Source organism: Bacillus sp. CGMCC 1.60114, from assembly GCF_042676365.1.
In the GTDB taxonomy this organism is placed as follows: domain Bacteria; phylum Bacillota; class Bacilli; order Bacillales; family Bacillaceae_G; genus Bacillus_A; species Bacillus_A rhizoplanae_A.
Genome location: NZ_JBHTHG010000012.1, coordinates 44,659 through 63,364, shown reverse-complemented (window position 1 = coordinate 63,364; position 18,706 = coordinate 44,659). Strand labels below are relative to the sequence as shown.

General features: G+C 37.1%; 22 protein-coding genes. 20 read left to right on the top strand and 2 right to left on the bottom strand.

Going from position 1 to position 18,706, the window contains the following annotated elements; all coding sequences use genetic code 11:
• Positions 1 to 274: hypothetical protein (locus ACFQZ1_RS06310; protein ID WP_377881262.1), on the bottom strand; the 274-nt coding region annotated here is incomplete at its 3' end.
• 93 nt (positions 275 to 367) lie between these two features.
• Here ACFQZ1_RS06310 and aroA point away from each other — a divergent pair.
• The 11 genes from aroA to ACFQZ1_RS06255 all read left to right on the top strand — a co-directional run bounded on the left by aroA (position 368) and on the right by ACFQZ1_RS06255 (position 9,830).
• The gene (gene aroA / locus ACFQZ1_RS06305; protein WP_377881261.1) at positions 368 to 1,651 is read left to right on the top strand and encodes a 3-phosphoshikimate 1-carboxyvinyltransferase; all 1,284 of its coding nucleotides are present in this window, start codon (positions 368 to 370) and stop codon (positions 1,649 to 1,651) included.
• A 109-nt stretch (positions 1,652 to 1,760) separates the two neighbouring features.
• Entirely contained in the window at positions 1,761 to 3,023 is a 1,263-nt protein-coding gene (locus ACFQZ1_RS06300; protein ID WP_377881260.1) for a tetratricopeptide repeat protein, read from the top strand.
• Between the two features lie 73 nt (positions 3,024 to 3,096).
• Positions 3,097 to 3,633 (top strand): ReoY family proteolytic degradation factor, encoded by a 537-nt coding sequence (locus ACFQZ1_RS06295; protein WP_377881259.1) that lies wholly within the window; start codon positions 3,097 to 3,099, stop codon positions 3,631 to 3,633.
• Between the two features lie 225 nt (positions 3,634 to 3,858).
• Positions 3,859 to 4,314: a YpiF family protein gene (locus tag ACFQZ1_RS06290; RefSeq protein WP_377881258.1), complete on the top strand. Its 456-nt coding sequence runs from the start codon at positions 3,859 to 3,861 to the stop codon at positions 4,312 to 4,314.
• Between the two features lie 141 nt (positions 4,315 to 4,455).
• Complete coding sequence (qcrA, locus tag ACFQZ1_RS06285) at positions 4,456 to 4,968, top strand: menaquinol-cytochrome c reductase iron-sulfur subunit (RefSeq protein ID WP_377881257.1); 513 nt, start codon at positions 4,456 to 4,458, stop codon at positions 4,966 to 4,968.
• Positions 4,969 to 5,643 (top strand): menaquinol-cytochrome c reductase cytochrome b subunit, encoded by a 675-nt coding sequence (gene qcrB / locus ACFQZ1_RS06280; RefSeq protein ID WP_377881256.1) that lies wholly within the window; start codon positions 4,969 to 4,971, stop codon positions 5,641 to 5,643.
• 47 nt (positions 5,644 to 5,690) lie between these two features.
• A complete protein-coding gene (locus tag ACFQZ1_RS06275) occupies positions 5,691 to 6,458 on the top strand; it encodes a menaquinol-cytochrome c reductase cytochrome b/c subunit (RefSeq protein WP_377881255.1) in 768 nt (255 codons plus the stop codon).
• A gap of 148 nt (positions 6,459 to 6,606) precedes the next feature.
• Positions 6,607 to 7,197 (top strand): lipoprotein heptaprenylglyceryl N-acetyltransferase LhaT, encoded by a 591-nt coding sequence (lhaT, locus tag ACFQZ1_RS06270; protein ID WP_377881254.1) that lies wholly within the window; start codon positions 6,607 to 6,609, stop codon positions 7,195 to 7,197.
• A 72-nt stretch (positions 7,198 to 7,269) separates the two neighbouring features.
• The gene (ypjB, locus tag ACFQZ1_RS06265; protein ID WP_377881253.1) at positions 7,270 to 8,052 is read left to right on the top strand and encodes a sporulation protein YpjB; all 783 of its coding nucleotides are present in this window, start codon (positions 7,270 to 7,272) and stop codon (positions 8,050 to 8,052) included.
• Positions 8,053 to 8,172: 120 nt separating this feature from the next.
• The gene (locus ACFQZ1_RS06260; RefSeq protein ID WP_377881252.1) at positions 8,173 to 8,856 is read left to right on the top strand and encodes a zinc metallopeptidase; all 684 of its coding nucleotides are present in this window, start codon (positions 8,173 to 8,175) and stop codon (positions 8,854 to 8,856) included.
• Between the two features lie 338 nt (positions 8,857 to 9,194).
• Positions 9,195 to 9,830, top strand: coding sequence for a uracil-DNA glycosylase (locus ACFQZ1_RS06255; RefSeq protein WP_377881251.1), 636 nt, complete (start codon positions 9,195 to 9,197; stop codon positions 9,828 to 9,830).
• 107 nt (positions 9,831 to 9,937) lie between these two features.
• Here the strand turns inward: ACFQZ1_RS06255 and ACFQZ1_RS06250 are convergent, their stop codons facing one another.
• Positions 9,938 to 10,819 (bottom strand): YitT family protein, encoded by an 882-nt coding sequence (locus ACFQZ1_RS06250; RefSeq protein ID WP_377881250.1) that lies wholly within the window; start codon positions 10,817 to 10,819, stop codon positions 9,938 to 9,940.
• A gap of 236 nt (positions 10,820 to 11,055) precedes the next feature.
• Here ACFQZ1_RS06250 and ACFQZ1_RS06245 point away from each other — a divergent pair, with 236 nt between their 5' ends.
• The 9 genes from ACFQZ1_RS06245 to panC all read left to right on the top strand — a co-directional run bounded on the left by ACFQZ1_RS06245 (position 11,056) and on the right by panC (position 18,701).
• Positions 11,056 to 11,400 carry a nucleotide pyrophosphohydrolase gene (locus ACFQZ1_RS06245; RefSeq protein ID WP_377881249.1) on the top strand — a complete coding sequence of 115 codons (345 nt, stop codon included), beginning with the start codon at positions 11,056 to 11,058 and terminating at the stop codon, positions 11,398 to 11,400.
• Positions 11,397 to 12,197 (top strand): 4-hydroxy-tetrahydrodipicolinate reductase, encoded by an 801-nt coding sequence (gene dapB, locus ACFQZ1_RS06240; RefSeq protein WP_377881248.1) that lies wholly within the window; start codon positions 11,397 to 11,399, stop codon positions 12,195 to 12,197. The genes ACFQZ1_RS06245 and dapB overlap by 4 nt, the downstream gene beginning before the upstream one ends.
• 14 nt (positions 12,198 to 12,211) lie before the next feature.
• Positions 12,212 to 12,607 carry a methylglyoxal synthase gene (gene mgsA / locus ACFQZ1_RS06235; protein WP_336482820.1) on the top strand — a complete coding sequence of 132 codons (396 nt, stop codon included), beginning with the start codon at positions 12,212 to 12,214 and terminating at the stop codon, positions 12,605 to 12,607.
• Positions 12,608 to 12,617: 10 nt separating this feature from the next.
• Positions 12,618 to 13,322 (top strand): bacillithiol biosynthesis deacetylase BshB1, encoded by a 705-nt coding sequence (gene bshB1, locus ACFQZ1_RS06230; RefSeq protein WP_377881247.1) that lies wholly within the window; start codon positions 12,618 to 12,620, stop codon positions 13,320 to 13,322.
• A complete protein-coding gene (gene bshA, locus ACFQZ1_RS06225; RefSeq protein WP_377881246.1) occupies positions 13,319 to 14,464 on the top strand; it encodes an N-acetyl-alpha-D-glucosaminyl L-malate synthase BshA in 1,146 nt (381 codons plus the stop codon). The genes bshB1 and bshA overlap by 4 nt, the downstream gene beginning before the upstream one ends.
• On the top strand, positions 14,451 to 15,644 hold the full coding sequence (locus ACFQZ1_RS06220; RefSeq protein WP_377881245.1) for a CCA tRNA nucleotidyltransferase: 1,194 nt from the start codon (positions 14,451 to 14,453) through the stop codon (positions 15,642 to 15,644). The genes bshA and ACFQZ1_RS06220 overlap by 14 nt, the downstream gene beginning before the upstream one ends.
• The gene (locus tag ACFQZ1_RS06215; protein ID WP_377881244.1) at positions 15,629 to 16,609 is read left to right on the top strand and encodes a biotin--[acetyl-CoA-carboxylase] ligase; all 981 of its coding nucleotides are present in this window, start codon (positions 15,629 to 15,631) and stop codon (positions 16,607 to 16,609) included. Before ACFQZ1_RS06220 ends, ACFQZ1_RS06215 begins: the two co-directional genes overlap by 16 nt.
• A 407-nt stretch (positions 16,610 to 17,016) precedes the next feature.
• Positions 17,017 to 17,853, top strand: a complete 837-nt coding sequence (gene panB / locus ACFQZ1_RS06210) for a 3-methyl-2-oxobutanoate hydroxymethyltransferase (RefSeq protein ID WP_377881243.1) — start codon at positions 17,017 to 17,019, stop codon at positions 17,851 to 17,853.
• Complete coding sequence (gene panC, locus ACFQZ1_RS06205; protein WP_377881242.1) at positions 17,853 to 18,701, top strand: pantoate--beta-alanine ligase; 849 nt, start codon at positions 17,853 to 17,855, stop codon at positions 18,699 to 18,701. The genes panB and panC overlap by 1 nt, the downstream gene beginning before the upstream one ends.
• Positions 18,702 to 18,706 lie beyond the last annotated feature (5 nt).

Genomic DNA, 18,706 nt, shown 5'->3' with positions numbered 1-18,706 from the left:
TATTCTTAAGAAAAGAAACGGCTCCATTATTAGGAGTCGTTTCTTTTCTTCCTATTTGCGTAAAGAAGAAGGAAAGAAGTACAATAAAGTGAAACTTCCATCGTGGAGGTTCTTCATCCCACACAGATGGAAAGCTCTCACCAATCAGGCTTTTACGGGCAGTTATCCCCAACGATCTTCTTTGCTTTTTTCTCCATCTTGAGATAGGGGATTTATTGCTCGTTAATGCGGGATAAGGTGAAACTTCCGTCAGTGGGAGATTCTTTATCCCCACTGATGGAAAGCTCTCAGCAGTCGGGCTCTTCTTGCCCCAAAATAGCAGGATAAAGAAAGACTACATACGTAAATATTAATAGAGGTGATAGAGGTGAAACGATTAACAAAGCTTAAGAGTGGATTAAACGGAACGATTTTTGTTCCTGGGGATAAATCCATTTCGCACCGTGCTGTTATGTTTGGCGCAATTGCAGAAGGGACAACGAAGATTACGAATTTTCTTCAGGGTGAAGATTGTTTAAGTACGATTGCTTGTTTTCGAAAGTTAGGAATTAAGATTGAGCAAAATCGTAACGATGTCACTGTATATGGAAAAGGATTACATAGATTAGCGGAACCGTCTGAAGTATTAGATGTTGGAAATTCAGGAACGACAATTCGGTTGATGCTTGGTATACTAGCAAATGCATCGTTTCATTGTACAGTTATCGGAGATTCTTCAATTGGAAAGCGTCCGATGAAACGTGTTACAGAACCTCTTCGTCAAATGGGTGCTAAAATTGATGGAAGAGAAGATGGGCAATTTACGCCTCTTTCTATTCGAGGGGGAGATATAAAAGGTATACATTATCGTTCACCCGTGGCAAGTGCACAGGTGAAATCAGCTGTTTTACTTGCAGGGCTACAAGGAGAAGGTGTAACAACTGTGACTGAACCATTACAATCGCGTGATCATACAGAGCGTATGTTACGTGCATTTGGTTGCTGCGTTACTGTTAATGGGTTAACCGTTTCGTTAGAGGGCGGACAAAGGCTTTATGCGGCGAATATTGAGGTGCCAGGAGATATTTCTTCAGCTGCCTTTTTCTTAGTTGCAGGTGCAATTGTACCAAAAAGTAAAGTTGTATTAAAAAATGTTGGGTTGAATCCGACAAGAACTGGAATTCTTGATGTGTTATCACAAATGGGCGCAAGCTTGTCGATAGAGAATATTCGTAATGAAGAGTTTGAGCCGTGTGGTGATATTACAATTGAAACCTCACAATTAAAAGGAATAGAAATTAGCGGTGCGCTTATTCCTAAATTAATTGATGAAATTCCAGTTTTAGCACTGTTAGCTACGCAAGCAGAAGGGACAACTGTGATTAAAGATGCGGAAGAATTAAAGGTAAAAGAAACGAATCGTATTGATACGGTTGTAAATGAATTGAAAAAACTAGGAGCACATATTGAAGCAACAAAAGATGGTATGATTGTGCATGGTAAAACGCAATTACATGGAAACGTGGTAAATAGTCACGGTGATCATCGTATTGGTATGATGTTAGGTATTGCATCGTGTATAGCAGATGGAGAAGTTATAATTGAAAATAGCGAGGCAGTAGCTGTGTCATATCCGAACTTTTTTGAACAGTTACATATGCTGCAAAACTAAAAGAATCTTTTCTTTTTGAGAAGGTTCTTTTCTTCTTCACACTGTTGCTTACATAGAGGCAGTTGTTTATTATGGAATTTACATAAGTATTTATATAAAGGAGAAAGTTATGCAAAAGTTTGAACAAGCTGTTACATATATTGAAAGCGGAGAAGTAGAGAAAGGATTAGAATTATTAGCAGAGCAAGTAAAACAAGGTACGGATGAAGAAAAGTATGATATTGCTCGTTATTACTATACACTAGGCTTTGTAGATCGAGCGCTAGAAATAGTAGAAGATTTGCGCTTGTTATACCCGGAAGAAAGTGAGTTTACGTTATTTTTAGCAGAGTTATATATTGATTTAGACAAAGAAGATGAAGCAATTGAAGTACTTCACGATATTCAAGAGGATGATGAATTATACGTTCAATCTCTTCTCCTTGCGTCTGATTTATATCAAATGCAAGGGTTTGATGAAGTAGCTGAACAAAAATTGTTAAAAGCGAAAGCGATGATGCCAGATGAGCCGGTAATTGCTTTCGGACTTGGGGAATTGTATAGCAGTAAAGGAGAAGATAGTAAGGCAATTCCATATTATGAATCATTACTCCCAGAACATAAAGTGATGGGCGGGGTTGTTGTTCCGCTTCGATTGGCTGAGAATTTAAGTGCACTTGGACAATGGGATGAAGCAATTTCTTATTATGAGGAAGGTTTAGATGAACAAAAAGATATTCACTCTTTATTTGGATATGCATTTACGTTGTATCAAGGAGAACAATATCAAAGAGCAATCAGTATATGGGAGGAATTAAAAGAGTTAGATCCAGAATATGCGTCTTTATATATGTATTTGGCGAAATGCTACGAAAAAGAAGGAATGCTTCAAGAAAGTTATGAAACACTTCAAGAAGGAATAAAAATTGACGAATTATCGATACCATTTTATGTAGAGTTTGCTAACATTGCAGCGAAGCTAGGGAGAAAAAATGAAGCGGAAGATGCACTTAAGAAAGCATTAGAGCTTGATCCTTCTCATTTAGGTGCTACATTAAAGTATTCATACATCTTAAAAGAAGAAGAGAGATATGAAGAAGTAATTGCTGTTGTAGAAAAAGCCATTGATAATGGGGAAACTGACACACAATTACTTTGGGATATTGCACATGCGAAAAAACAATTAGAATTGTATTCAGATGCATTAAAACATTACCAAAGTGCATATACTTCTTTTAAGAATCATCCAGATTTCTTGGAAGAGTACGGCTACTTCTTATTAGAAGAAGGATTGCGAAAAGAGGCGAAAGAAGTATTTACACGTTTATTACAACTAGATCCAACACAAACTCATATTGAAGAATTATTATATAATTTAGAGGATTTTTCATAAGTTGGAAGGAAACTGAATGCTGCTTCTTGAATGTAAAAAGAAAAAAAGAAGGACAGAGGAGGGATTAAGCGCGATGAATACCCCTGTTTCTGTGAATGAGAAGAAAGATTTTGTAAAATGGTTTTTAAATAATTACCAACTGAAACAGCGAGAATGTGTTTGGATTTTAAATTATTTAATGAGTCATGATCAATTAATGGATAAGGTGCATTTTGTGGAACATGCGAAATATTGTCCGCGTGGGTTGATAATGTCAGCAAATTGCGTGAAAGATTTACCGTTTCATTTTTATAAACAAAATGTAATGACGACTGATGCGGAAAAATCGTTTCATGATATTCGCTTAAACAGAGATGAAGACATTTATATTCAGCTTAACTTTAAATCATCTTTCCAAAATGCGAATTATGTGGCAGTACTAGAAGAAAATCCATATTTACCGAAAAATATCGAAGTAAATGAAAAAGACCGTTTATTAGCAGAGCGATTTTTAGAAGAAAGTGTATATTCATTTCGGAAAGAACGGCTTTTGAAATTAATTGATGAAGCGCTTGATACTCATGATGAAGAAACATTCCGCAAATTAACAGAGGAGTTAAAACACTTGTAAACTTCTCTGTGAAAAGAAATTATGAAAATTTTTAGACTATTAAAAAGAAAAACCGTCTTTTATAGATGGTTTTTCTTTTTTTACCTTTATCTGTATGGTTTAATAGAAATAGAATGGAAGTTTCTTTATGATTAGTTAAACGAATTAGGCTCTTATGGGTAAACATTACTTGGTGTAATCACTGCCTGTTAGAGTGGAAGTATCGGGAAAAGGGGGCTATTAAGTGTGAAGTGGGCTGTAGCAGATGTAATAGAATACGAACAAGCAAGAGAATATATTGATACTGGAATTATACCACTCCTTTCGATTTCCTTTGGAAATGGGATGAAGGAAACGGTAGTAGAAGGGGAATTTATTTCGGCTCTAACGAGAGAGTTAGAGAGGGAGTATAAAGGGAGAGTGTTTTTATTACCAGCATTCACCTATGTAGAAGGGTGTGTAAGTGAGCAGCAACGTTTACAAGAATGGACGAACTATTTGAAAGAAAAAGGTTTGCAGCATATTGCGCTGATTACAAGTGATTTTTCTTGGAAAGAAATTGAGCATGAATTAGCAGAAACGCTGTTTTATTTACCGGCACTACCGCTAGACCAACTTAGTGATCAAGCGAAGAGAGAAATAATTCACGCACAAATAAAAAATATTATGGAAATTTTTACTGAAAAGTGGGAAAATAAATAATAAATTAATAGTTTAGATAATTGTGAGTAGTATGATATTGACCAATGTAGTAGGGTATTATATCATGATAGTGTCCTAGTTTTTATCATTTATATTAGTTTTTCACGGGGGGACAATTTCTGATAGAGGGGGGAAATTTTCGTGAGTGAGAAAGAACACAGGGTGTCAAGAAGACAATTTTTAAACTACACTCTTACAGGTGTAGGAGGATTTATGGCAGCGGGTATTTTAATGCCAATGACGCGCTTTGCACTTGATCCAATTTTAAGGAAAGAGGCAGGGGGAGAGATGGTTGCAGTCGCACAAGTAAAAGATATTACGACTGAACCGAAGCGTTTCGATTTTAAAGTAAAACAAGTTGACGGGTGGTATAAATCAGAAGAGCCAAAGTCAGCATGGGTACACAAAGATGAAAGCGGAGACATTGTAGCATTTTCTCCAATTTGTAAACATTTAGGGTGTACGGTGAACTGGAATTCGGACAAGTCACATCCAAATCAATTTTATTGTCCGTGCCACGGAGGGCGTTATACAAAAGATGGTATAAATATAAAAGGAACACCACCTCTCGCTCCGCTTGATGTGTATCAATCACAGGTGAAAGATGGGACGCTTTATTTAGGTAAAGCGAAGCCAAGAGGGGGGGGGAAATAGATGTTAAATAAAATTTACGATTGGGTAGATGAACGGCTAGATATAACCCCTTTATGGCGCGATATTGCGGATCATGAGGTGCCGGAACATGTAAATCCAGCGCATCACTTTTCAGCTTTCGTTTACTGTTTTGGAGGACTTACGTTTTTTGTTACGGTTATCCAAATTTTATCGGGAATGTTTTTAACAATGTACTATGTACCAGATATTAAAAATGCGTGGGAATCTGTCTATTATTTACAAAATGAAGTGGCGTATGGACAAATTGTTCGCGGTATGCATCACTGGGGCGCAAGTCTTGTTATCGTTATGATGTTTTTACATACACTTCGAGTTTTCTTCCAAGGTGCGTATAAAAAGCCTCGTGAATTAAACTGGATTGTTGGGGTACTTATTTTCTTTGTTATGTTAGGGTTAGGTTTTACAGGGTATTTATTACCATGGGATATGAAAGCATTATTTGCAACAAAAGTAGGGCTTCAAATTGCGGAGCAAACACCGCTTATTGGATCTTATGTAAAAACGTTGCTTGCCGGCCACTCCGAAATTGTCGGTGCTCAAACATTAACTCGCTTCTTTGCTATTCACGTATTCTTCTTGCCAGCTGCACTTCTCGGATTAATGGCAGTTCACTTCATCATGATTCGCAAACAAGGTATTTCCGGTCCGCTATAAGATGTTACAAGATTATAAGAAAAGAACATTATTAAAGGAGGGAGACTATGCATCGCGGCAAAGGGATGAAGTTTGTCGGAGATTCGCGAGTACCTATTGTAAGAAAACCGAATATTCCGAAAGATTACTCCGAATATCCAGGGAAAACAGAAGCATTTTGGCCAAACTTTTTATTAAAAGAGTGGATGGTTGGTGCAGTCTTTTTAATTGGTTATCTTTGTTTGACAGTGGCACATCCATCACCACTTGAAAGAATTGCAGATCCTACAGATACAGGATATATCCCACTTCCAGACTGGTACTTCTTATTTCTGTATCAATTGTTAAAGTATTCTTATGCATCCGGTCCATATACTGTTATTGGTGCATTTATTATGCCAGGTATTGCATTTGGTTCGTTATTACTTGCTCCGTTTCTTGATCGAGGACCGGAACGACGTCCATTTAAACGCCCGGTTGCAACAGGATTTATGCTTTTAGCTTTAGCATCTATCGTATTCTTAACGTGGCAATCGGTCGCAACACATGACTGGGCAGCTGCGAAAAGACAAGGTGCGATTGTAAAAACGGTACAAGTTGATAAAAATGATGACGGTTATAAAATTATGCAAAAAAATACATGTTTAACTTGTCACGGTGATAACTTACAAGGGGGAGCAGCTGCACCATCACTGCAAAACTTAACGTTAAAGCCTGAGGAAATTGCGAAAATTGCAAAAGAGGGAAAAGGTGCAATGCCAAAAGGTGTCTTTAAGGGTACAGATGAAGAGTTGAAGAAAGTGACGGATTTTATAGAAAAATATAACAAAAAGTAAATGAGTACTGACTGCAAACTTGCAGTCAGTTTTTCTAGTTTATCCCGTTATTCACAGGCTTTCAGTTATCAACCTATAGAAACTGCACTGTATATAGGGAAATTTGCTATAATATGACTGTATGTTAGGAAAGCTGAGGGATCAAACCGTGACATTTTTATATTCAATATTAAGACAACGCACCTTTTTATGGCTGTTACTCATTGTGAATATTTTTGGAACGATATATGGATACATATGGTATCAATATCAGTTGGTTGAAACACCTTTGATATTTTGGCCATTTGTTCCAGATAGTCCAACCGCTAGTTTGTTTTTTGTATTTGTATTAATCGCTTTTCTTCGAGGGAAAAATTGGGGATTGGTGGAGGCGCTTGCAATTGTAACTTTATTTAAGTACGGTGTATGGGCGGTTGTAATGAATATACTGTTGCTTATTGTACAAGGAGATATTGGTTGGGCAGGGTATATGTTGATAGCATCTCATGGTGCGATGGCTATCCAAGGTTTATTGTATGCTCCGTTTTACCGCATAAAGCGTTGGCATTTTGTACTTGCAGCTATTTGGACGCTGCATAATGACATTATTGATTATGTGTTTAGACAAATGCCACGGTATGGTGTGTTAGATATGTACTATCAACCAATTGGTTATTTCACATTTTGGCTGAGTATAATTGCTTTAGGAATTACATACTACCTTTGTATGAGGGAGCGTCGTCTTCAGTTTTCATTGTAGGAAATGAATCTCTCTGTTCTATTCTTGTCCCATTCTACATAGTTTGTACTAGAAGCTATAGGGGGGACAAGAATGAAAAGAGTATTAGCTGGAATCATAGCGTTTATGTTTATACTGTTTCCTGTTCGTATATATGCAGCTAATTGGAATGAGTTAAATGGATTATTAGATGACTCGTTGCAATTTGTAAAACAAGAGGAGTACGACAAAGCAACGCAAGTATTAACTCATTTTTCACAGCAATTTTTAACTGTCAATCAAACAAAGAAAATAACGCCTGAGCATATTCGTGTTATTTCGCTTGCTTATGATAAAGCATTGCAATCACTAGAAGGACAAGGAACAAGTAAACAAATAAAGATAGATGATGTGCTAGCACTTCGTCTCGCGTTAGATGCAGAAGTATCGAAATATCAGCCGCTTTGGATGGAACGAGAAGAAAATGTGATGAGTGCATTTAAGAAAGTTGAAAATGCAATGCAAAAAGAAGAACATGAACGTTTTCAAGAATCATTAAATGTATTTTTGCATGAATTTGATATTATTTATCCAAGTTTAATGATTGCCTTGCCGGAAGAACAATTGCAACGTGTAAATTCTCATTTGTCGTATTTAGATGAATTTCGTTATATGATGATTCAAAATAAGAGCGGTCAAACACAAGTGAAAATTATAAAAGATGATTTAAATAAAATTTTCCGCTTGACGAAAAGAGATGAGGTAGATTCTTCGCTTATATGGTTTATGACTGTAACAGGAGGTATTATTATTTTTACATTAACGTATGTTGGGTGGAGAAAATATAAAGGAGAAAAAGAAAAACAAAAAAGTATAATGCATTCGAAAAATAGATAAAATTGTTTTCAAATGAAGTGAAATATAGAAACTATGTTGTAAGGTTTCTTTGTTGACAATGTGACAGGAAGAAAATAGAATGGTTATTACTATATGACATAACTTTATTGGAGGTTCATGATGGGTTTTTACTTAATTTACTTCGCTATCATCATGATCATACCGTTGTATGCACAGTCTCGAGTACGCAACGCATATAGTAAATACTCACAAGTGTATTCAACTTCTGGTATGACAGGTGCGGAAGTGGCTCGTAGAATTTTAGATGAGAATGGTTTGTACAATGTAGCGGTAGAAGAAACGCCAGGGCATTTATCTGACCACTATGATCCAAGTTCGAAAACAGTTCGTTTATCGACGGACAATTATTATGGACATTCTGTTGCTGGGACAGCGGTAGCTGCACACGAAGTTGGGCATGCGATTCAAGATGCAAAAGATTATGGCTTTATGCGTTTCCGTCATTCGCTTGTTCCTGTTGCAAATTTTGGTTCAAATATGTCGTGGATTTTTATTATGATTGGTATGTTTGCACGTATGTCAAATTTATTGTTATTGGGAATTATCCTAATGGCAGCAGGTGTGTTATTCCAACTTATTACATTGCCAGTTGAATTTGATGCATCAAAACGTGCAATGAAACAAATTGAAGCGCTTAGCATTGTATCAACGGACGAATATGGCCAAGCTCGTAAAGTATTAAGTGCAGCAGCTCTTACGTATGTTGCAGCAGCGGCAGTTGCAGTATTTGAACTGCTTCGTCTTTTATTAATTTATACAGGTATGCAACGCAACGACGATTAAAGACTATCAGTTTTGATAGTCTTTTTTATTGTCATAATTATCGAAGTGCCTGTTATGTCATTTATAAACGTATGTAATGTGAGAAGGTTGTGTAAGAATAAATGAAGAGTTAGCTGTTTATCATTGAACAGCAGCTCTTTTAGCTCGCGAATAGCCGGATAAAGTGAAACTTCCATGAGTGGGGGTCTTTATCCCCCACTCATGGAAAGCTCTCACCAATCGGGCGCATGCCAGCAGTTATCTCCCAACTATCTTCTTTGTTTTCTTAGAATCTTGAGGTGGAAGTCTTACTGTCCTAAAGTAGCGGGATAAAAGTGTAACAAGCAGAGGTGATAAACATGGAGTTTCCAGAATTATTAGTAAAGAAGGCGAAAGAGCGAATGGCTCCCTATCCTGTTGAAGGTTTTGTATATGGACAAGGACCACCAAATCCAAAAATGATGCTTGTAGGAGAAGCGCCGGGCGAAACAGAAATTCATAATGGGATACCTTTTAGCGGAAGAGCTGGTAATCAGCTCATGGATTTTCTAAAGAGGGTTGGTGTGACAAGAGAAGAAGTATACATTACTAGTGCAGTACGTAGTCGGCCATATAAATGGGGAGAGAAACGAGAGCGAAGTGGAGAAATAGTGAAGCGTAAATATAATCGTACGCCGAACCAGCAGGAAATACTTGCCCACGCTCCAATTTTGGATTATGAAATTGAGCACATTCATGCACCTATTATTGTTACACTAGGAAATATTGCGCTCAAACGTTTAGCTGGTTCAGACAAAAAGGTGTCAGAGATGCATGGTCAAGTGTTTACGCAACCTGTTCGGCGACTAGCAGATTCTAATGACGCAACTTATACTTGGACAGAGAAAGCTTATACAATTTTCCCAACTTTTCATCCTGCTTCAATTTTTTATAATCGTAGTTTGTTGGATGTAATCCATGAGGATTTAGAAAAGTTGCGGAAGTACATATGGTAGCCTCTTTTCTAAGGCGTACACAAACTAAAAAAAGTTATCCGATTGGATAACTTTTTTTAGTTTGGTGTTTAGACAGAAAGTGCATGATTTTCGAAGAACCTATATAGTTAATTGTGAAGGGGATTCTTATTTTCATCAAGCGTAAATCCTTCGCCAACAACATCATGCACATCACTTACAGCAACGAAAGCGTGTGGGTCAACAGATGTGATAATACTTTTAAGTTTTACAATTTCATTTTTAGCAACAACGCAATATAAAACATTTCGTTCAATTTTTGTGTATGTACCCATTCCTTTTAAGAAAGTTGCTCCGCGATCCATTTCTGATAAAATTTGTGCAGCAATTTCATCATTTTTCTCAGATATAATTGTTGCTCCTTTGGCAGCGTATGCTCCTTCTTGCATAAAATCAATGACCTTTGCTCCGATAAAAACGGCAACTAATGTATACATTCCTTGTTGGTAAGATAAATATGTAAGAATTGATAAGATAATGACAACGGCATCAAACATAAACATAGTTTTTCCCATGCTCCAGCCGATATATTTATGAGCTAGCCGTGCAATAATATCGACCCCGCCTGTTGTGCCACCATACTTGAAAATAATTCCTAACCCAACACCAATAAATAAGCCAGCAAACAAAGCGGCTAGCATCATATCATTTTGTAACTTTAAATGTAAATTAAATATATCATAACGCTGAAAAATCCAGAGAAATAACGAAACACTAAATGTCCCTATTAATGTATATAAAAATGTCGTACGACCAAGCATTTTCCAACCGATAAAAAAGATTGGTATATTTAAGATTAAGTTTGTATAGGATGGGTCTAGTGAAAATAGGAAATAAAGAAGTAGTGTAATTCCAGTAAAGCCACCTTCTGCTAAATGGTTTTCAATATTAATATTCACGATGCCAAATGAGAAAATAGCAGAACCAATTAGAATAAAAAGAATGTTTTGTGCTTTTAAGTTTAAATTCATGCAAATCCCCCTAGTATGTAGTTATCACCTTATCTTGTTCTTATGGATAGTATACGTAATTTATCGAAAAATTGTAAGATGACATATGGAAAACTCTCACTCCAAGATCCAAAGAGGAATGGAGTTTTCATATTGTATCCTCAAAAACGTGGTAAATAAGCGATAACATGCGATAATATTTGTCAAATCGTCATGAATTGGCTAACATGATAAATGAAGGATTAGAGGTGAATAACATGGAACAAAAAACAATGAAAGATATGCAAAAGGAAGTAGATGCATATATTAGTCAATTTAAAGAAGGGTATTTTAGTCCACTTGCTATGCTAGCTCGTTTAACAGAAGAGATGGGAGAGCTTGCAAGGGAAATTAATCATTATTATGGTGAAAAGCCAAAGAAAAGCACAGAAAAAGAACGTACAGTTGAAGAAGAGCTTGGGGATGTGTTATTTGTTATGATTTGTATGGCAAATAGCTTAAACATTGATTTAGAAACAGCTCATAATATAGTGATGGAAAAATTTAATACACGTGATAAAGATCGTTGGACACGTATTGAAGAGGGAGAGAAAAAGGAATGAATGAGATTAAAGTAATTATTGCAGGGCCACGAGGACGTATGGGGCAAGAAGCAGTACTTCTTATGGAGAGAACACCACATTTTAATTTAGTTGCTGCTATTGATTATAAACATGGCGGCAAGAAAATTTCTGACATTGCTGGATTACCTAACATAGATGCTCCAATTTATGCGGATTTACATACTTGTTTAGATGAAGTGGAAGCAGATGTTTTGCTTGATTTAACAACACCAGAAATCGGAAAGAAACACGTAACACTTGCGGTAGAGCGAGGTATCCGTTCTGTTATCGGAACAACAGGTTTTACAGAAGAAGAATTGCAAAAGTTGACAGAAACAACAAAAGAGAAACAAGTTGGTACAATTATTGCACCAAACTTTGCAGTTGGGGCTGTTTTAATGATGAAGTTCTCTCAAATGGCAGCAAAATATTTCCAAGATGTCGAAGTCATTGAATTGCATCATGATCAAAAATTAGATGCTCCGTCTGGTACAGCTGTAAAAACAGTAGATTTAATTCGTCAAAATCGTGAACCAAAGCAACAAGGACATCCAAATGAAACAGAGCAACTAGAAGGTGCACGCGGTGCAAATGTTGATGGTATTCATATTCATAGCGTACGTTTACCAGGATTGATTGCACACCAAGAAGTACTATTTGGCGGGGATGGACAAATGTTAACGATTCGTCACGATTCTTTTAACCGTGCATCATTTATGTCAGGAGTAAAACTTTCTATTGAAACAGTCATACAATTAGACCACCTCGTATATGGTTTAGAAAATATTATTGACTAAAGGGGAAAATAAAGATGAAGATTGCCTTAATTGCCCATGATAAAAAGAAAAATGATATGGTCTCGTTTGTGTATGCATACCAACCTATTTTAGAGAAACATATGTTATTTGCAACAGGAACAACGGGTCTTCGAATTATGGAGGCGACAGGTATGTCTGTGACAAGATATCAATCTGGTCCGCTTGGAGGCGATCAAGAAATTGGTGCAATGATTGCAAAAAATGACTTGGATATGGTGATCTTCTTCCGTGATCCATTGACATCGCAACCACATGAACCGGATGTGAATGCGCTTCTTCGCTTATGTGATGTATACTCAATTCCACTTGCAACGAATATGGCAAGTGCGGAGCTTTTAATGCATGCATTAGAGCGGGGAGATTTAGATTATCGAAAGCTACGAAAATGAGGGGAATGACATGAACGGATTACATATATTAGCTTTTGGTGCTCATGCCGATGACGTTGAAATCGGCATGGCGGGTACAATCGCGAAATATACGAAGCAAGGATACGAAGTTGGAATTTGTGATTTAACAGAGGCGGATCTTTCTTCTAATGGAACGGTAGAACTGAGAAAACAAGAAGCGGTAGAGGCAGCTAGAAGGCTTGGTGTACAGAAGCGCATGAATCTAGCGATGCCAGACCGCGGCCTATATATGAAGGAAGAGTATATTCAAGAGATTGTGAAGATTATCCGTACATTGAAACCGCAGCTTGTTTTCGTACCGTTTTATGAAGATCGTCATCCAGATCATGCAAACTGTGCAAAACTTGTGGAAGAAGCCATTTTTTCAGCAGGAATTCGTAAATATATGCCGGAGCTTCCGCCGCATCGCGTGCAATCACTCTATTTTTACATGATTAATGGCTTTCATAAACCGGATTTTTGTATTGATATTAGTTTATATATTTCTGATAAGATTGCTGCGCTAGAAGCATATGAAAGTCAATTTACAAAAGGAGCAAACGGTGTAATAACCCCTTTGACAGAAGGGTATGTAGAAACGGTTGTAGCGCGTGAAAAAATGTTTGGAAAAGAAGTTGGCGTGACATATGCAGAAGGATTTATGAGCAAAAAGCCGCTTCTATTAGATGAAGATTTAATAGGAGGAGTAAAATGAAATTAAAAATAGGGATTACTTGTTATCCTTCTGTTGGCGGTTCTGGAGTGGTTGGAACGGAATTAGGGAAATTATTAGCAGAGCGCGGGCATGAAATTCATTTTATTACATCAGGATTGCCTTTTCGTTTAAATAAAGTATATCCAAATATTTATTTTCATGAAGTAACAGTTAATCACTATTCTGTTTTTCAATATCCACCGTATGACTTGGCGTTAGCAAGTAAAATGGCAGAAGTAGCGCAGAGAGAAAAGTTAGATGTACTGCATGTACATTATGCAATTCCACATGCAATTTGCGCATATTTGGCAAAGCAAATGATTGGAGACAATATTAAAATTGTAACAACATTACATGGAACAGACATTACTGTATTAGGATCTGATCCTTCCTTAAACAATCTCATTCGTTTTGGAATTGAACAATCGGATGTTGTGACAGCAGTATCCCATTCACTCATTAAAGAAACGTATGAATTAGTAAACACGCAAAAAGAAATTAAAACGGTTTATAATTTTATTGATGAACGCGTGTATTTTCAAAGAGATATGTCCCGGTTAAGAAAAGAATACGGTATACAAAAAGAAGAAAAAGTATTAATTCATATTTCGAATTTTCGGAAAGTTAAGCGTGTTCAGGATGTTGTACAATCATTCGCCCTCATTGTAAAACAAGTAAAAGTAAAGCTATTGCTTGTTGGTGATGGTCCTGAATTTTGTACGATTGTGCAGCTTGTGAAAAATTTAGGAATTGAAGATCATGTCTTATTTTTAGGAAAACAAGATAATGTAGCTGAGCTTTTGGCAATGAGTGATGTGATGATGTTGTTATCAGAGAAAGAAAGCTTTGGACTTGTGTTGCTGGAAGCAATGGCGTGCGGTGTCCCTTGTATTGGTACGCGTGTTGGCGGTATTCCTGAAGTCATTCAACACGGAGAAACGGGATACATATGTGAACTAGGAGATATAAAAGGAGCTGCACAGCAAGCAATACAGCTTCTTCAAGATGATACATTACATGCTAAAATGTCCAAGCGTTCCATGCAAGTGGCGTATGAACAATTTGGCTCAGAAAAGATTGTTTCACAATATGAAGCGATTTACTATGACATATTAAGGGATGACAAATATGAAACGATTTAAACGAGCGGTTTCAATTATTAATACGTTAACGCAGAATGGTTTTGAAGCATATTTTGTAGGTGGGAGCGTGCGCGATTATATAATTGGAAGACCAATTGGTGATATCGATATTGCAACATCAGCTTTGCCAGAAGATGTAATGCGTCTATTCCCGCGCCACGTACCTGTTGGAATTGAACACGGTACGGTCATTGTTGTGCAAGAGGATGTTCCATATGAAGTAACGACATTTCGAACAGAGGGAGACTACGAAGATTTTCGTCGTCCAAGCAGTGTTCAATTTGTTCGTTCGCTAGACGAAGATTTGCAGCGTCGTGATTTTACAATGAATGCAATTGCTATGACGGGGACCGGAGAAATAGTTGATTTATTTGGTGGACAAGAAGCCATTGCTAAAAAGGAAATTGCAACTGTAGGGAATGCAGCAGATCGTTTTCAAGAAGATGCTCTTCGTATGATGCGTGGTATTCGCTTTGTTAGTACCCTTGGATTTACTTTAGAAGAAGAAACAAAACAAGCCATTATAAAGTATGGACATTTACTTGAACATATCGCAATTGAAAGAATTACAGTTGAATTTGAAAAGCTACTTGTCGGTACATATTGCGCAAAAGCGCTTCAATTATTAGTAGAAACGAAATTATATGAGCACTTACCTTATTTACAAATGTGCGGAGATTTTATTTCAAAATCAACAGAGTATAATTGGAGCTTTTTCAATAATGATACTGAGGCGTGGGCGTTCTTTTTATATTGCATTAGGGAAGAACACCCATCTGTTTTTTTAAGACAATGGAAATTTTCAAATAAAAAAATAAAAGATATTGTATCCGTTTTATTATATGTGAGGGCACGAGAAAAACACGGTTGGAATGAGTTTTTATTATATAAAGCTGGGAAAGATATTGCTCTTACGGCAGAGCGTGTATACGAAGCCATCATGAATACATATTCAAATTCGAACGTTGAGAGTGTAGAAAAGGTATATGAAGATTTACCAATTCATAATCGTCAGCAATTGCAAGTTAGCGGAAATGATTTATTATCATGGACAGATGAACAAGCAGGACCGTGGATTGCTAATATATTGCAAAAAATTGAAGAAGAAGTAGTATACGGACGATTAAAAAATGAGAAAGAGTGTATAAAGGAGTGGCTGCATAGATGCAATCTGCTATAAGAAAACAGTTGTTGGAAATCTTTTCTGAAGCTAATGGTGAATTTCTATCGGGACAAACGATTAGCGAGAAGCTTGGATGCTCAAGAACGGCTGTGTGGAAGCATATGGAATCCCTTAGGGAAGAAGGATATGAGCTAGAGGCTGTACGACGCTTAGGTTATCGTATTGCAAGTAAACCGGACAAAGTAACGGCAAATGAAATTCAGCTTGGTTTACAGACAGAGTTTTTAGGCAGAACGGTATACTTTGAAGAGTCGGTAACATCTACACAGCAAATCGCAGCTCGTCTTGCTTATGAAGGAGCGGCTGAAGGAACCGTTGTTGTTGCAGAGGAGCAAACAGCAGGTCGTGGCCGGTTAAGCAGAAAGTGGTACTCACCAAAAGGGACAGGAATTTGGATGAGCATTATTTTACGCCCAACCGTTCCGATTCATCAAGCACCGCAATTAACATTGTTAGCTGCTGTTAGCGTAGCGCAGGCAATTGAAAAATGCACAAATCTTTCCGTTGGTATTAAATGGCCGAATGATATTTTAATTAATGGGAAGAAAGTAGTCGGCATTTTAACAGAAATGCAAGCAGATCCTGATAAAATTAATGCTGTTATTATTGGAATTGGCATTAATGTCAATCAAAAACAAGAGCATTTTGCGGAAGAGATCCAGCATATTGCTACTTCCTTAGCAATCGAAGCCGAAAAAACTATTGTACGAGCTGAACTTATGCAGCAAATCTTCTTACAGATGGAAAAGCTATATAAAGAGTATTTAGATCGTGGTTTTTCAGTTATTAAGCTTCTGTGGGAAAGTTATGCTGTGAGTATTGGAAAAGAAATTACAGCGCGTACGATGACAAATACAATTACGGGAATTGCAAAAGGAATTACTGCTGACGGAGTTCTTATACTTGAAGATCATGAAGGAGTCGTACATCATATTCATTCAGCAGATATTGAAATAAAGTGAAGAGGTAGTACGCGACTGATAATTAGTACTGCGCATTAAGCTCTAATGGTCGATTGCTCTTTTCTATTTTTCATTATTAGAGTATTATACAAACCCCAACCCTCTGCTTAAAGAAGCAGAGGGTTATTTTATAGGAAAATAAGTTTCTTTTTTCGAAAAGTATAGCAATTATATTTTGCTATTTGTTATAATAAGGTCGAATATGGGCAGTATCAATGTGAACTGCACCGCTGTTTAGAAAAATCAAAATAAAAATGTGGATTCTGCCTTGATCCAAAATAGGACTGGGACAGAGGGATGAATTTTGCCGAATGATACTACCCTTCTGCCTTTTGTGGTTAGAAGGGTTTTTTATATGTTTTCTTCATCCGGCCATCTCCTCTCTCCAGGTAAAGGAGGAGAAGTTTTTGAAAACTGTAACGGATTTTTTAAAAATGAAAGAGCAAAGTGAACCGATTGCAATGGTAACTGCATATGACTATCCATCAGCAAAGTTTGCTGAAGAAGCAGAAGTTGACATGATTTTAGTTGGTGACTCGCTTGGCATGGTTGTACTTGGCTATGATTCAACAATTCCAGTAACAGTTGATGATATGATTCATCATACGAAAGCAGTGCGCCGCGGAGCGAAAAATACATTTGTTGTAACAGATATGCCATTTATGTCTTATCATGTTTCGTTGCAAGAAACAATGCATAATGCGCGCCGCATTGTGCAAGAAAGTGGTGCGCATGCAGTAAAAGTTGAAGGAGCAGATGAAGTTGTATCAATCATTCGTTTCCTTACGAATGCAGGGATTCCGGTTGTAGCTCACCTTGGATTAACACCGCAATCTGTCGGTGTACTAGGTGGCTATAAAGTGCAAGGAAAAGATGCAGAAAGTGCGAAGAAGTTGTTAGAGGACGCCAAAAAATGTGAAGAGGCTGGAGCAATTGCGCTTGTATTAGAATGTGTACCAATGCAATTAGCGGAACTTGTAACAAAACAATTATCAATTCCAACCATCGGCATTGGCGCTGGTAATGGAACGGACGGTCAAGTTCTCGTATATCACGATCTTATTACGTATGGTGTAAAACGCGTTCCGAAATTTGTGAAGCAATACACGTCTGTGCAAGAAGAGATAGTAAGAGGTATTGAACAATATGTTCATGAGGTAAAGGTAAGACAATTTCCAGAGAAAGAACATTCGTTTACGATGAAAGAAGAAGAATGCTTAGCGTTATACGGAGGAAAACAATAATGCATATTATTACGACAGTGCAAGAGATGCAGCAAATCGCGGAGGAGCTTCGTGCAAGTGGAAAAAAAGTTGGGTTCGTTCCAACGATGGGCTATTTGCATGAAGGGCATTTAACGTTACTGAGACAAGCGAAAAAAGAAAATGATATTGTTATGTTAAGTATATTTGTAAATCCATTGCAGTTTGGACCGAATGAAGATTTAGATCGCTATCCGCGTGATATTGAACGTGATGAGCGCTTAGCACGTGAAGTAGAAGTGGATTATTTATTTTATCCAGGTGTCGAAGAAATGTATCCTGCAGAGCGAACAACAAATCTTGAAGTTGTGAAGCGTACGAATGTTTTGTGCGGAAAGCAGCGACCAGGTCATTTTGCTGGAGTTGTAACGGTATTGATGAAGTTTTTCAATATTACAATGCCAAATCATGCGTATTTTGGTATGAAAGATGCACAGCAAGTAGCAGTTATTGAAGGATTTGTGGATGATTATAATATTCCTGTTACAATTGTGCCAGTTGAAATTGTTCGCGAAGAAGATGGCTTAGCACGTAGTTCTCGCAACATTTATTTATCAGAGAGAGAACGTCAAGAAGCGCCGCAATTATATAAAAGCTTATGCATGGCAAAAGAACGAATTGCTAAAGGGGAACGTAATTCAAAAAATATTACGAACTTCATTAAAGAATATATTGAAACGAACACACATGGTGTTATCGATTATGCTGATCTATATGCGTATCCGAATTTAACTGAGGTTGAGAAAATAAGCGGACGTATGATTATTGCAATAGCTGTAAAGTTTGAAAATGCACGATTAATTGATAATATTACATTTACGGTTGAATAAGGAGG

Coding starts and splice junctions, on each gene's coding strand:
- ACFQZ1_RS06300 (WP_377881260.1), top strand. CDS start 1,761: ATGCAAAAGTTTGAACAAGCTGTTACATATATTGAAAGCGGAGAAGTA.
- ACFQZ1_RS06295 (WP_377881259.1), top strand. CDS start 3,097: ATGAATACCCCTGTTTCTGTGAATGAGAAGAAAGATTTTGTAAAATGG.
- qcrB (WP_377881256.1), top strand. CDS start 4,969: ATGTTAAATAAAATTTACGATTGGGTAGATGAACGGCTAGATATAACC.
- ACFQZ1_RS06275 (WP_377881255.1), top strand. CDS start 5,691: ATGCATCGCGGCAAAGGGATGAAGTTTGTCGGAGATTCGCGAGTACCT.
- ypjB (WP_377881253.1), top strand. CDS start 7,270: ATGAAAAGAGTATTAGCTGGAATCATAGCGTTTATGTTTATACTGTTT.
- ACFQZ1_RS06260 (WP_377881252.1), top strand. CDS start 8,173: ATGGGTTTTTACTTAATTTACTTCGCTATCATCATGATCATACCGTTG.
- ACFQZ1_RS06255 (WP_377881251.1), top strand. CDS start 9,195: ATGGAGTTTCCAGAATTATTAGTAAAGAAGGCGAAAGAGCGAATGGCT.
- ACFQZ1_RS06250 (WP_377881250.1), bottom strand. CDS start 10,819: ATGAATTTAAACTTAAAAGCACAAAACATTCTTTTTATTCTAATTGGT.
- ACFQZ1_RS06245 (WP_377881249.1), top strand. CDS start 11,056: ATGGAACAAAAAACAATGAAAGATATGCAAAAGGAAGTAGATGCATAT.
- dapB (WP_377881248.1), top strand. CDS start 11,397: ATGAATGAGATTAAAGTAATTATTGCAGGGCCACGAGGACGTATGGGG.
- mgsA (WP_336482820.1), top strand. CDS start 12,212: ATGAAGATTGCCTTAATTGCCCATGATAAAAAGAAAAATGATATGGTC.
- bshB1 (WP_377881247.1), top strand. CDS start 12,618: ATGAACGGATTACATATATTAGCTTTTGGTGCTCATGCCGATGACGTT.
- bshA (WP_377881246.1), top strand. CDS start 13,319: ATGAAATTAAAAATAGGGATTACTTGTTATCCTTCTGTTGGCGGTTCT.
- ACFQZ1_RS06220 (WP_377881245.1), top strand. CDS start 14,451: ATGAAACGATTTAAACGAGCGGTTTCAATTATTAATACGTTAACGCAG.
- ACFQZ1_RS06215 (WP_377881244.1), top strand. CDS start 15,629: ATGCAATCTGCTATAAGAAAACAGTTGTTGGAAATCTTTTCTGAAGCT.
- panC (WP_377881242.1), top strand. CDS start 17,853: ATGCATATTATTACGACAGTGCAAGAGATGCAGCAAATCGCGGAGGAG.